We start from the raw sequence: 14,094 nt of genomic DNA, 5'->3' as shown, positions 1-14,094 counted from the left end.
TTACCTTTTAAGATTATCCAAATCTAAAATCTAAAATCAGAAATCTAAAATAAAAATGAGCGATTCAAAAGTAAATATGGTAGCCCCTCCTGAAGGTGTTGTTGGCGAAGGTTTTTTCGCTACAAAACTAAATGATGTTGTGGGTATGGCACGTGCGAATTCTCTTTGGCCATTGCCTTTTGCAACTTCTTGTTGCGGAATTGAGTTTATGGCAACAATGGCTTCACACTACGATTTAGCACGTTTTGGATCTGAGCGTGTGAGTTTTTCTCCTCGTCAGGCAGATATGTTATTAGTAATGGGAACTATTTCTAAAAAAATGGCCCCTATTTTAAGACAAGTTTACGAACAAATGGCAGAACCTCGCTGGGTAATTGCCGTTGGAGCTTGTGCTTCATCAGGTGGAATTTTTGACACCTATTCAGTTTTACAAGGAATTGACAAAGTAATCCCTGTTGACGTTTACGTACCAGGATGCCCGCCAAGACCAGAACAAATTGTTGATGGAGTTATGAAACTTCAAGAATTGGTAAGAAGCGAATCTGTTAGACGCAGAAGCTCACCAGAATACCAAGAATTATTAGCTTCATATAATATTTCATAAGATGGCTTTAGAAAATACCCTGATACAAAATAAACTTACAGAAACATTTGACACAAGTGTTTTTAACTTTCACGAAGAGAGAGATGTTTTTTCACTGGAAACTTCTGCTGACAAGATCACAGCTTTAATTCTTTTTTTGAAAAACGATTCTGATCTGCGTTTTCACTTTTTAACCGATTTATGCGGTGTTCACTATCCAGACAACGAAACAGATCGTCAGTATGCCATAGTTTACCATATGCACAATTGGTACGAAAACAAACGTATTAGAATAAAAGTGTTCCTAAACGGAGAAAAACCGGAAATAAAAACCATTTCAAATATTTTCTTAAGTTCAAACTGGATGGAAAGAGAAACATACGATTTCTTTGGGATTGACTTTATTGGACATCCGCAATTAAAACGTATCCTGAATATGGATGAGATGATATCGTTCCCAATGCGTAAAGAATTCCCAATGGAAGACAGCGGAAGAACTGATAAGGATGACAGATTCTTTGGAAGAACAACAACAAATTGCTAAAAAATAAATAATTCAACATTATAAAATGTCAGAACTATTATTACCACCAGAGCATCGCTATGCTAAAATAGTTAAGGATAAACTAAACGAAGACGGAAGCGAGCTTTCAGTATTGAATTTAGGTCCAACACACCCGGCCACTCACGGTATTTTTCAAAACATCCTGTTAATGGATGGTGAGAGAATTCTTGAAGCTGAACCAACCATTGGTTACATACACAGAGCTTTCGAGAAAATTGCCGAAAATCGTCCTTTTTACCAGATCACACCTCTTACAGACCGTATGAACTATTGCTCCTCTCCTATTAACAATATGGGATGGTGGATGACTTTAGAGAAACTATTAAATATCGAAGTTCCTAAAAGAGCGCAGTATTTAAGAGTTATCGTAATGGAGTTGGCACGTATTACAGATCACTTGATTTGTAATTCTATTCTTGGTGTTGATACAGGTGCTTACACTGGTTTCTTGTATGTATTTCAATTTAGAGAAAAAGTTTACGAAATCTACGAAGAAATTTGTGGTGCTCGTCTAACAACAAATATGGGAAGAATTGGTGGTTTCGAAAGAGATTGGTCACCAGAAGCATTCCGCAAACTAGATGTATTTTTAAGAGATTTTCCTGTCGCTTGGCAAGAATTTGAAAACTTATTCGAAAGAAACAGAATTTTCCTTGACAGAACTGTAGACGTAGGTGCAATCTCAGCAGAGCAAGCAATGGCTTACGGATTTACAGGTCCAAATTTACGTGCTGCAGGAGTTGATTACGACGTACGTGTAGCGCATCCTTATTCATCATACGAAGATTTCGACTTTATTGTTCCTGTTGGAAAATCAGGTGATACTTACGATCGTTTTTGCGTTCGTAATGCAGAAGTTCGCGAAAGTTTAAGCATTATTCGTCAGGCTTTAGATAAAATGCCTGCCGGAAATGAATATCATGCAGAAGTTCCGGATTATTACCTTCCTCCAAAAGAAGACGTTTACACTTCTATGGAATCATTAATTTATCACTTTAAAATTGTTATGGGAGAAGTTCCCGTTCCAGTTGCAGAAATTTATCATGCTGTTGAAGGCGGAAACGGAGAATTAGGATTCTATTTAGTTACTGACGGAAGCAGAACTCCATATAGATTACATTTCAGAAGACCTTGTTTTATTTATTACCAGGCATATCCGGAAATGATCAAAGGCTCTTTATTATCTGATGCAATTGTTATTCTATCAAGTTTAAATGTTATTGCAGGAGAATTAGACGCATAAAAAAATGCAGATTTTAGAATGTCGATTGAAGATTGAAAAATTTAAAATCAGAAATCTAAAATAAAAAAAGGATTGCAGAATGTAGGTTATAGATGGCAGATTGAAAAATCTAAAATCAGAAATCTAAAATCTAAAATTAAGAATGGAAAGAAAACATTACAAACAAGAAATAAACATGACAGAAGCATTGATGAACCGCATCAATGAATTGATCAGTCATTATCCTGAAGACAAAAGAAAATCAGCCCTATTGCCTGTTTTGCACGAAGTACAAGATGCGCATGATAACTGGTTAAGTATCGAGTTGCAGGATAAAGTTGCCGAAATTTTGCATATAAAACCAATTGAGGTTTATGAAGTGGTTACTTTTTATACCATGTACAACCAAAAACCAATTGGAAAATACATGTTTGAATTTTGCCAGACTTCTTGTTGTTGTTTAAATGGTGCTGAAAATTTAATGGATTATACTTCTGAAAAATTAGGCATTAAAATGGGCGAAACAACTCCGGACGGAATGTTTACCATTGCCGGTGTAGAATGTTTAGGGGCATGCGGATACGCTCCGATGTTGCAATTAGGCGATTTCTACAAAGAAAAATTGACAGAAGAAAAAATCGATCAGTTAATCGCTGATTGTAGAGATGATAAAATAATATTACACGATAAATAAGATGTCAAAGAAAATATTATTAGACAAAATCAATGTTCCAGGAATCAAAACCTACGAAGTATACCGCCAAAATGGAGGTTATGCATCTGTAGAAAAAGCTTTGAAAACGCTTACGCCGGACGAAGTTGTTGAAGAAGTAAAAAAATCAGGTCTTCGTGGTCGTGGTGGCGCAGGTTTCCCGGCAGGAATGAAATGGAGTTTTATTGATAAAAAATCAGGAAAACCAAGACATTTAGTTTGCAACGCTGACGAATCTGAACCAGGAACTTTCAAAGATCGTTATTTGATGGAATATATTCCTCACTTATTGATCGAAGGAATGATTACTTCAAGTTTTGCCTTAGGCGCTAACCTATCATACATCTACATTCGTGGAGAATATATGTGGGTTTTCAAAATATTAGAAAGAGCAATCGCCGAAGCTAAAGCTGCCGGTTGGTTAGGAAAAAATATATTAGGTACAGGTTACGATTTAGAATTGTATGTTCACTGTGGAGCTGGTGCTTATATCTGCGGAGAAGAAACTGCACTTATAGAATCATTAGAAGGTAAAAGAGGAAACCCTCGTATTAAACCGCCATTCCCGGCTGTTTCAGGACTTTGGGCAAACCCAACCGTAGTAAACAATGTTGAAACTATTGCCACTGTGCCATGGATTATCAATAACTCTGGTGATGATTATGCAAAAATAGGTATTGGTCGTTCAACAGGAACTAAATTAATCTCTGCTTCAGGACACATAAAAAATCCGGGCGTATACGAAATTGAATTAGGATTAAGTGTTGACGAATTCATGAATTCTGATGAGTATTTAGGAGGAATGTCTTCGAGCAGACCTTTGAAAGCATTTGTTCCGGGAGGATCTTCAGTACCAATTTTACCGGCTGAATTAATTTTCAAGACAGCAAATGGCGAAGACAGATTAATGTCTTACGAATCTTTAAGTGATGGTGGTTTTGCTACCGGATCTATGTTAGGTTCAGGAGGATTTATTGTTTACAACGATACAGCATGTATCGTGAGAAACACCTGGAATTTCTCTCGTTTCTATCACCATGAATCTTGCGGACAATGTACACCTTGTCGTGAAGGAACCGGTTGGTTAGAAAAAATATTATGGAGAATCGAAAACGGTCAGGGCCGTGAGGAAGATATCGAATTATTGTGGAGCATTCAAAGTAAAATTGAAGGAAATACAATTTGCCCGCTTGGCGATGCAGCAGCATGGCCAGTAGCAGCAGCGATACGCCATTTTAGAGATGAGTTTGAATACCACGTTCGTTTCCCTGAAAAAATAAAAAACAGAGATCACTTTGTTGCCGAGCCTTTTTCGCAAGTAAAACATTTGGTAGGCGGTAAAGTAATCGCATAAATACAGTTTTCAAAGTATAGAAAACTAAAAACATTAAGATTAAAGTATTCAAATAACTTGAAACTTTAAACCTGAAACAAAATTTGATTATGAAAGTAACCATAGACGGTCAAAGTATAGACGTAGAGCCAGGAACAACGATCCTGCAGGCTGCACGTATGATTGGAGGAGATTTGGTTCCGCCAGCCATGTGCTATTACTCAAAATTAAAAGGCAGTGGCGGTAAATGTCGTTGTTGTTTAGTTGAAGTTGCAAAAGGAAGTGAAGCTGACCCTAGACCAATGCCAAAATTGATGGCATCTTGTGTAACAGGATGTATGGACGGAATGGAAGTGAACAGCAAATCATCTGCTCGTGTAACCGAAGCCCGTAAATCTGTAACGGAATTTTTATTGATCAACCACCCGTTAGATTGCCCTATTTGTGATCAGGCAGGTGAATGTGATTTACAAAACTTAAGTTTCGAACACGGAAATCCTAAGTCACGTTTTATTGAAGAAAAAAGAACATTCGAACCAGAAGATATTGGTCCGCATATTCAACTACATATGAACCGTTGTATTTTATGCCAAAGATGTGTACAAGTTGCAGATCAATTGACAGACAACAGAGTTCACGGAGTATTAGATCGTGGTGATCACGCTAATATTTCAACCGGAATTTCAAAAGCTATTGACAATGAGTTTTCCGGAAATATGATCGACGTTTGTCCTGTAGGAGCATTGACGGACAAAACTTTCCGATTTAAATCGAGAGTTTGGTTCAACAAACCTTTCAATGCACACAGAGAATGTACAACTCCGGGATGTTGTGGAAAAACAACTGTATGGATGTTTGGAGGAGAAATCCAACGTGTAACAGGTCGTAAAGACGAGTATCATGAAGTAGAAGAATTCATTTGCAACAGCTGTCGTTTTGACCACAAAAATGTAAATGACTGGGTTATTGAAGGTCCAAGAGAATTTGAAAAAGATTCTGTTATTAACCAAAATAACTACACTCAGAAACTGGAAAAAGTAGAAATCGATACAGAGAAAAATATCCTTTTAGGAAGAGATATCGACCGTAAAAAAATTAGTATGGCTGAAATTCCATTAACCCCTAACAACCAAAATTCTTAGCCATGGTAGATGGAACATTTATTATAGAAAAAAGTGTTGTGATTATTGTGGTTTTTGCCATAACAATGATAATGGCGATGTATTCTACCTGGGCTGAACGTAAAGTTGCTGCCTATCTTCAGGATCGTGTAGGGCCTAACCGTGCCGGATGGGGTGGTTTATTACAACCTCTTGCTGATGGTATGAAATTATTCTCGAAAGAAGAGTTTTTCCCAAATACACCTAACAAATTTTTATTTGTTGTAGGACCGGCAATTGCCATGAGTACAGCTTTAATGACGAGCGCAGTAATTCCTTGGGGAGATAAATTACATATTTTTGGACGTGATGTTTATTTGCAGGCAACCGATATTAATATTGGAATATTATACATTTTTGGAGTACTTTCAGTAGGAGTTTATGGTATCATGATTGGTGGATGGGCTTCAAACAATAAATTCTCCTTGATGGGAGCAATTCGTGCTGCCTCACAAATGGTTTCATACGAAGTTGCCATGGGATTATCAATCATTGCTTTATTGATGATGACCGGAACTTTAAGCTTAAAAGTTATTTCTGAACAACAATCAGAATGGCACTGGAATGTTTTATACCAGCCACTATCTTTTCTGATTTTCTTAATTTGTTCGTTTGCTGAAACAAACAGAACTCCTTTTGACCTTGCAGAATGTGAAAACGAATTAATTGGTGGTTACCATACAGAATATTCATCAATGAAAATGGGATTCTATTTATTTGCTGAATACGCGAGTATGTTTATCTCTGCTACAATTATCTCTGTATTATTCTTTGGAGGATACAATTATCCGGGAATGAGCTGGATGGTAGAAAACGCAGGAGTAAACCCGGCAAACCTTTTAGGAATTGCAGTATTGTTTGTTAAAATATGTTTCTTCATATTTTTCTATATGTGGGTACGTTGGACAATTCCAAGATTTAGATATGACCAATTAATGAATTTAGGCTGGAAAATTTTGATTCCGCTTTCTATCATTAATATCATGATTACAGGAATTGTTATATTAAGACATGATATCGCAGTTTATTTAGGATTTTAATAAACGAGAGCCCAACCCTGTTGCGATAGTTATCGGGAAGCTTCAAATTAAAAATAAAATAGATTTTCGATTTGATTACCATCAAATTACGAATCATAAATCATACATTAAAAAATGTCAATAGAAACTATATCATTATCGGGTAGAAAAAAGATGGTCTCAAACAAAGAGATGACTTTTTTAGAGCGAATGTATCTTGTGGCGATTGTGAAAGGATTGTTAATTACGTTTAAACATTTATTCAGAAAAAAAGTGACAATTCACTATCCTGAACAAGTGCGTGAGATGAGCCCTGTTTATCGTGGTCAGCACCAATTGAAACGTGATGAGCAAGGTCGTGAAAATTGTACCGCTTGCGGATTATGTGCTTTATCATGTCCAGCTGAAGCGATCACAATGAAAGCCGCTGAACGTAAAGCAGATGAAAAGCATTTGTACAGAGAAGAAAAATACGCTTCGATCTACGAAATCAATATGTTACGTTGCATTTTTTGTGGTTTATGTGAGGAAGCATGTCCAAAAGATGCCATCTATCTAACAACTTCAAAAGTGTTGGTTCCTTCTAGCTACGAAAGAGAAGATTTCATTTTTGGAAAAGACAGATTAGTGATGCCTCTTGATGTGGCAATCAAAAATGCTCAACTTAATAATGCTAATTAAATGATACATATTCCTGATTTTGCACACGCAACAACTGTACAAGTAATATTTTGTTTCTTAGCTTTTATTACAGTAATTACCGCTTTCCTGACCATTTTTAGCAGAAACCCAATTCATAGTGCTATTTATTTAGTAATTTGTTTTTTCTCAATTGCTGGTCATTATTTATTATTAAATGCTCAATTCTTAGCTATTGTACACATTATAGTCTATTCCGGAGCAATTATGATTTTGTTCCTGTTTACGATCATGTTAATGAACCTGAACGAACAACGTGAAGTACACCGACCTAGAATTACGCGTTTAGGAGCAATTGTTTCTTTCTGTTTGATTTGTGTTGTATTGATTGCAATTTTCATCAACTCTAAACCAATTGTTGGCGAATACGATTCAACAGGCGAAGATTTTCAGTCAATTCAAGTACTTGGTAAAATATTATTAAACGAATATATGGTTCCGTTCGAATTTGCATCCATCTTACTATTGGTAGCGATGATTGGAAGTGTACTATTGTCTAAAAAAGAAAAATTAAATAAATAATGGGTAATATATTAAATCAAATAGGTATTGAAAACTACATCTTTTTGAGTGTTGTACTTTTCTGTATTGGTATTTTTGGTGTATTGTACAGACGAAATGCTATTATCGTTTTCATGTCTATCGAAATCATGTTGAATGCTGTTAACCTTTTATTTGTTGCTTTTTCGACTTATCATCAAGATGCACAAGGGCAAGTTTTTGTATTCTTTTCGATGGCGGTTGCTGCGGCCGAAGTTGCAGTTGGATTGGCTATTTTAGTTTCGATCTTTAGAAATTTAGGTTCGATTAGTATCGATAATTTAAAAAATTTAAAAGGATAAATAAAAATGGATACCAATTTAGCTTTACTTTTAGTTTTATCTCCTTTTTTAGGATTTTTAATCAATGTTTTCTTTGGCAAAAGCTTAGGAAAAACCGCTTCAGGAATTATTGGAACTGCTGCTGTAGTCGTTTCTTTTGCTGTTACGCTTTTCTTTTTCAATCAAATCAGCCAAACAAAACAAGCTCTTCAGGTTACTTTATTTGACTGGATTCAAATCAGTAACATAAAAATTAATCTTGGATTTTTATTAGATCAATTATCATTGCTTTGGTTACTTTTCGTAACCGGTATTGGATCATTGATTCACTTATACTCTATCAGTTACATGCATGACGATGAGAATATGCACAAGTTTTTTGCATATTTGAATCTGTTCGTATTTTTTATGATTACGCTTGTAATTGGAAGTAACTTATTAGTTTTATTTATTGGTTGGGAAGGTGTTGGACTTTGCTCCTACTTATTAATTGGATTCTGGCATAAAAACCAGGATTACAATGATGCAGCGAAAAAAGCTTTTATTATGAACAGAATTGGAGATTTAGGTCTTTTGATCGGAATGTTCATTATTGGCTCTATGTTCTCTACTTTAGATTATGCAACTTTAAAAACTGCTATCGCAGGAGCAACAAACTTAAATGTACCGTTGCTTTCATTAGCTGCATTATGTTTGTTTATTGGTGCTTGTGGTAAATCAGCACAGATTCCATTATATACCTGGTTACCTGATGCGATGGCTGGACCAACTCCGGTTTCTGCATTGATTCACGCTGCGACAATGGTTACTGCTGGTATCTTTATGGTAACAAGATTGAATTTCGTATTTGATTTAGCTCCGGAAGTACAAACTATAATTGCTGTTATTGGAGCGATCACTTCGTTAGTAGCTGCAACAATTGGTTTAGTACAGACAGATATCAAAAAAGTATTGGCCTACTCTACTGTTTCTCAATTAGGATTAATGTTTTTAGCATTAGGACTTGGTGCATATGAAGTTGCCGTTTTTCACGTAATTACTCACGCTTTCTTCAAAGCTTGTTTGTTCTTAGGTTCAGGATCTGTAATTCACGGTTTGCACGGAGAACAAGATATGCGTAAAATGGGTGGTTTGCGTAAAGCAATGCCAATCACTTTCTGGACAATGATGATTTCATCATTAGCCATTTCAGGAATTCCGTTTTTCTCAGGATTTTTCTCTAAAGACGAAATCTTATTAACGGCTTTCGAACACAGTAAAACACTTTATGTTATTGGTTCTGTTGCCTCAATCATGACAGCTTTTTATATGTTTAGATTAATGTTTCTTACTTTCTTTAAAGATTTTAGAGGAACAGACGAACAAAAACATCATTTACATGAAAGCAACGGATTAATTACTTTCCCTCTTATCGTTTTGGCAATCCTTGCTACTTTTGGCGGACTAATCAGCTTACCTGGAAACAGCTGGTTAAATGAGTATTTAGCTCCACTTTTCACAAAAGTCGCTGGCGAAGAACATCATTTAGGTACAACAGAATATACTCTAATGGGAGTTGCTGTTTTGGGTGGATTACTAGGTATCTTAATAGCTTACGTTAAATATTTCAAACAAGACAATGTTCCTGAAGCAGATGAAAATATTACTGGCTTAACTAAAGTTTTATACAACAAATATTATGTAGACGAAATTTACGATGCCGTATTTGTTCGCTCTATTAACGGGCTATCAAGATTTTTCAGGGATTATATTGAGACCAGTTTATCTGCTCTTGTTTTTGGATTAGGAAAAGTAACCAATGAACTCGCTTTTCAAGGTAAAAAATTACAAAACGGAAGTATTGGATTATACCTTTTTGCTTTTGTTTTGGGGCTTTGCGCCATTGTTTCCTATATATTTTTAGCTAAATAATTTTACAACTATGAACGTTTCTCTTATATTAATTATTCTTTTAATTGGTGCATTTGCCACTTATTTTGCTGGTGACAAACTAGCATCAAAAGTAGCTTTGTTCTTTAGTTTGGCGGCTTTAGGTTGTTCAATTGTATTGCTAAATCATTTTTATGCAAACGAAAACATCAGTTTAATAAAAGCCTGGATTACGAAACCTAATATTTCATTTGCTTTAAATGCTGATGGATTAGGAATGGCAATGGTTCTATTAACTGCAGCTTTGACTCCCATCATTATATTTTCTTCTTTCGGGAACGATTATAAAAATGCAAAAGGTTTTTATGCTCTGATTTTATTTATGGCTTTTGCTATGACAGGAACTTTCCTTGCGGCAGATGGTCTTTTATATTATATTTTCTGGGAATTAGCACTTATTCCTATTTACTTTATTGCTCTTATTTGGGGGAATGGCGATGCAGAAGAACGCAGAAAAGCGGTGGTTAAATTCTTTATTTACACACTTGCAGGTTCGTTATTCATGTTAGTAGCTTTTATCTACTTATACCAAAAAGCAGGTACTTTCTTAATCGAAGATTTATACAAACTAAATTTATCTGCTAGTGAACAACTTTGGATATTCTTAGCTTTCTTTTTAGCGTATGCTATTAAAATCCCAATTATTCCTTTCCACACATGGCAGGCAAATGTGTACCAAAAAGCACCAACTGTTGGAACTATGCTTTTATCTGGTATCATGCTAAAAATGGGATTGTACAGTGTTATTCGTTGGCAGTTGCCAATTGCACCATTAGCAGCAAAAGAGTACATGGATATCTTCATTGCTTTAGGAGTTGCCGGTGTAATTTACGGATCGATTGTAGCTTTAAGACAAAAGGATTTAAAGAAATTATTGGCTTATTCTTCATTAGCTCACGTTGGATTAATTGCTGCAGGAACTTACACACTTACTATTGATGGTTTGCGCGGAGCTGTTTTGCAAATGATCGCTCACGGTTTTGTTGTAGTAGGATTGTTTTTTGCTGCCGAAGTTATTTTTAGAAGATTCGAAACAAGAGAAATTGGTGAATTGGGCGGTATCCGTACACAATCTCCAAAATTTACTTCTATGTTTTTAATTTTGGTATTGGCTTCAGTAGCTTTACCGGGAACTTTTAACTTTGTTGGAGAATTTACAGTTTTGTATAGTCTTTCTCAAATCAATATTTGGTTTGCTGTCTTAGGCGGAACAACTATTATTTTAGGAGCTTATTATATGCTTAAAATGTTTCAAAATGTAATGTTAGGAGAAACAAATTCTAAAACTTTTGCAGATGTTTCTGTAAATGAAGGAATTTCATTCGTAGCAATTATTGCGGTTTTAATATTCTTCGGATTTTATCCAAAACCAATTACAGATTTGATTACACCAAGTTTAGAAACTATTCTAAACGTTATCAATAAAAATTAACGATTTCAGAAAGAAGATTAACGATTTTTGATTCAGATTTTGTCTGACACTTAAAAAGTTAAATTTATTACTGAAAGGAAAATTAAATATATTTTAAATAAAAATAAATTAGGGCATCATTAGTTTGAGATTTCCTAAATCAAAAAAACAAAAATGAATACATTAATAGCTATAACAGGATTGGGTGTTTTTTGCCTATTGTTTGAAATTCTTAATTTAAGAAAGGCCATAGTTCCTATTACCATTATTGGTTTATTAGGTGTCTTGGCAATCAACTATTACGAATTTGGATCAACAGCAAGTTACCATGATAATATGATCACAGTGAGCAAGTTCTCTACTGCGTTTTCATCATTGTTTATTGTTCTTACTATATTCTTAGTAGCGTTAAGCCATAATTTTTACGAAAATCATCCAACCAAAATCTCAGATTTTGTCGCTATAAAAGTTTTTTTACTAGCTGGAGCCGTAGCCATGGTTACTTTTGGAAACTTAGCAATGTTTTTCTTAGGAATAGAAATTTTATCAATCGCACTTTACATCTTGGCAGCAAGTGATCGTTTGAATCTAAAAAGTAACGAAGCCGGTATGAAATACTTTTTGATGGGATCTTTCGCATCAGGAATTATTTTATTTGGAATTTGTTTGATTTACGGAGCAATGGGAACTTTTGATGTTGCAGAAATTCACGAAAGTTCTTTATCTGCCGAATTGCCAATCTGGTTTCCTATTGGAATGATTTTAATGATTATTGGTATGTTATTTAAAGTAGCTGCAGTTCCGTTTCATTTCTGGGCACCGGATGTTTACGAAGGATCTCCTGCTTTGACAACTGCATTAATGAGTACTTTGGCTAAAGTTGTAGCAATTGCAACACTTTACAAATTAATTGCTGCATTAAATTTTATTCCTTCTCTGGACAATCAGGACTTATTAGGAACTTTTGAAAACATCGTAGTAATTATTTCGATTGCTTCTATGACTGTTGGAAACATAATGGCACTACGTCAGGTAAATGTAAAACGTATGTTGGCATTCTCAGGAATTTCGCATGCCGGTTTTATGTTGATGACTTTGTTAACTGTTTCAACTTCAGCAGGTGTATTATTATATTATACTACTGCTTACGCATTAGCAGGAATTGCTGCTTTTAGTGTTGTATTATACGTTTGCAAAAATCAGGATAACGAAGACATTACTAATTTTCATGGTTTAGGAAAAACAAATCCCTTATTAGCCGCAATCCTTACAGGTTCATTGTTATCTATGGCCGGTATTCCGATTTTCTCCGGATTTTTTGCTAAATTATTCTTATTCAATCAAACTATACAGGCAGGATATATTGCTTTGGTAATTGTTGCTGTGATCAACTCTATTATTAGTGTTGGATATTATTTCAAATTGATCTTAGCTATGTATTCTAAAGAGCCAAATCAGGAACGCACCGGAAAACCTTTCCTTATTTATGCAGTAGCTGTAATCTCAATTACATTAAATATTATTTTAGGTCTATTCCCATCTTTAGTTTTGGATTTATTAAACTAAAATAATTTTATATTTCATATAGAAGCCATCAATTGTTATTGATGGCTTTTTTATTGGAATCAATTGTTAAAATTCTATAGTATTAAGGGCACATCGAAAAATATCAATTATATTTGAATTTTTAAAACCAATCATATTATGAATTCTAAAAATCCATTTTTAAGCAACAAACGTTTTTCATCAAATGCTGTTTCAAAAGCTGAAGGAGCACATCAGGGTCAAATTATTGATTACAATCAAGAAATGACTTTATCTGGTACTATGAATAAAACAGCTATTTTGTTTTTAATCTTATGCGGATCTGCAATGATTACATGGTGGATGGCATTTAACGGGATGAATGCAATGTTACCTACAATTGGAGGTGCTATTGTTGGATTTATCTTAGTTATAATTGCTGCATTCAAACCACATCTTTCTCCATACCTTGCTCCGGGCTATGCCTTATTCGAAGGGTTATTTATTGGTGGAATTTCTGCAATATTTGAAGCTATGTATCCTGGAATTGTAGTTAATGCTGTTAGCGCAACATTAGTAACATTTCTAGTATGTCTGGGTTTATATAAATTCAAAATTGTAAAAGTTACAGAACAATTTAAATCAGTAGTAATTGCTGCAACATTAGCAATAGCAACTTATTACTTAATTTCCTGGATAGCTTCTTTGATATTTAACTTTACTCCTGTTCATTACGGAAATGGAATGATGAGTATTGGAATCAGTGTTTTTGTAATTATCATTGCTGCCTTAAATCTATTTTTAGACTTCGATTTGATCGAAAAAGGTGTACAGGAAAAAATGCCAAAATTCATGGAATGGTATGGTGCCATGGGACTTATGATTACACTAGTTTGGTTATACGTTGAATTTTTACGTTTACTTTCTAAATTAAATAGTAAAAACTAATTACTTCTTAAATAATTACAAAGCCCTTTTGAAAAATCGAGGGCACTGAAAAAGTCCTTTTCAGGAATAATTGTTAATTAAAGGAGTAGAAGCTAAAAGTTTTCTACTCTTTTTTTTTGTATCTTTTGGGTGTAATCATAAGGCTTTTTAGATGTTAATTCAACAGCA

General features: G+C 34.7%; 14 protein-coding genes. All 14 read left to right on the top strand.

Annotation, left to right across the window (positions count from 1 at the left end; genetic code table 11):
• Nucleotides 1-55: 55 nt before the first annotated feature.
• The gene (locus ACQKCJ_RS20415; RefSeq protein WP_072955467.1) at nt 56-604 is read left to right on the top strand and encodes an NADH-quinone oxidoreductase subunit B; all 549 of its coding nucleotides are present in this window, start codon (nt 56-58) and stop codon (nt 602-604) included.
• Nucleotide 605: 1 nt separating this feature from the next.
• Nucleotides 606-1,127, top strand: coding sequence for an NADH-quinone oxidoreductase subunit C (locus tag ACQKCJ_RS20410; protein ID WP_427402826.1), 522 nt, complete (start codon nt 606-608; stop codon nt 1,125-1,127).
• A gap of 25 nt (nt 1,128-1,152) precedes the next feature.
• Nucleotides 1,153-2,391: an NADH-quinone oxidoreductase subunit D gene (locus ACQKCJ_RS20405; protein ID WP_072955473.1), complete on the top strand. Its 1,239-nt coding sequence runs from the start codon at nt 1,153-1,155 to the stop codon at nt 2,389-2,391.
• A gap of 142 nt (nt 2,392-2,533) precedes the next feature.
• A complete protein-coding gene (locus ACQKCJ_RS20400; RefSeq protein ID WP_072955476.1) occupies nt 2,534-3,064 on the top strand; it encodes a complex I 24 kDa subunit family protein in 531 nt (176 codons plus the stop codon).
• A 1-nt stretch (nt 3,065) separates the two neighbouring features.
• Nucleotides 3,066-4,436 carry an NADH-quinone oxidoreductase subunit NuoF gene (nuoF, locus tag ACQKCJ_RS20395; protein WP_427402825.1) on the top strand — a complete coding sequence of 457 codons (1,371 nt, stop codon included), beginning with the start codon at nt 3,066-3,068 and terminating at the stop codon, nt 4,434-4,436.
• An 89-nt stretch (nt 4,437-4,525) separates the two neighbouring features.
• Entirely contained in the window at nt 4,526-5,557 is a 1,032-nt protein-coding gene (locus tag ACQKCJ_RS20390) for a 2Fe-2S iron-sulfur cluster-binding protein (protein ID WP_271337497.1), read from the top strand.
• Between the two features lie 2 nt (nt 5,558-5,559).
• Nucleotides 5,560-6,615: an NADH-quinone oxidoreductase subunit NuoH gene (gene nuoH / locus ACQKCJ_RS20385; RefSeq protein WP_271337496.1), complete on the top strand. Its 1,056-nt coding sequence runs from the start codon at nt 5,560-5,562 to the stop codon at nt 6,613-6,615.
• Nucleotides 6,616-6,729: 114 nt separating this feature from the next.
• A complete protein-coding gene (locus tag ACQKCJ_RS20380; protein ID WP_271337495.1) occupies nt 6,730-7,275 on the top strand; it encodes a NuoI/complex I 23 kDa subunit family protein in 546 nt (181 codons plus the stop codon).
• Nucleotides 7,276-7,815, top strand: coding sequence for an NADH-quinone oxidoreductase subunit J family protein (locus ACQKCJ_RS20375; RefSeq protein WP_072955492.1), 540 nt, complete (start codon nt 7,276-7,278; stop codon nt 7,813-7,815).
• Nucleotides 7,815-8,135 carry an NADH-quinone oxidoreductase subunit NuoK gene (gene nuoK / locus ACQKCJ_RS20370; RefSeq protein WP_017494599.1) on the top strand — a complete coding sequence of 107 codons (321 nt, stop codon included), beginning with the start codon at nt 7,815-7,817 and terminating at the stop codon, nt 8,133-8,135. The genes ACQKCJ_RS20375 and nuoK overlap by 1 nt, the downstream gene beginning before the upstream one ends.
• A gap of 6 nt (nt 8,136-8,141) precedes the next feature.
• Nucleotides 8,142-10,025 (top strand): NADH-quinone oxidoreductase subunit L, encoded by a 1,884-nt coding sequence (gene nuoL, locus ACQKCJ_RS20365; RefSeq protein ID WP_271337492.1) that lies wholly within the window; start codon nt 8,142-8,144, stop codon nt 10,023-10,025.
• A gap of 10 nt (nt 10,026-10,035) precedes the next feature.
• The gene (locus ACQKCJ_RS20360) at nt 10,036-11,475 is read left to right on the top strand and encodes a complex I subunit 4 family protein (RefSeq protein ID WP_271337491.1); all 1,440 of its coding nucleotides are present in this window, start codon (nt 10,036-10,038) and stop codon (nt 11,473-11,475) included.
• 153 nt (nt 11,476-11,628) lie between these two features.
• Nucleotides 11,629-13,020, top strand: coding sequence for an NADH-quinone oxidoreductase subunit N (locus ACQKCJ_RS20355; RefSeq protein WP_271337490.1), 1,392 nt, complete (start codon nt 11,629-11,631; stop codon nt 13,018-13,020).
• Between the two features lie 138 nt (nt 13,021-13,158).
• Nucleotides 13,159-13,926, top strand: coding sequence for a Bax inhibitor-1/YccA family protein (locus ACQKCJ_RS20350; protein WP_271337489.1), 768 nt, complete (start codon nt 13,159-13,161; stop codon nt 13,924-13,926).
• Nucleotides 13,927-14,094: the final 168 nt, after the last annotated feature.

Source organism: Flavobacterium sp. NPDC079362 (assembly GCF_050267765.1).
Taxonomy (GTDB): Bacteria; Bacteroidota; Bacteroidia; order Flavobacteriales; family Flavobacteriaceae; genus Flavobacterium; species Flavobacterium azizsancarii.
This window is presented reverse-complemented; position numbering and strand designations above follow the sequence as displayed.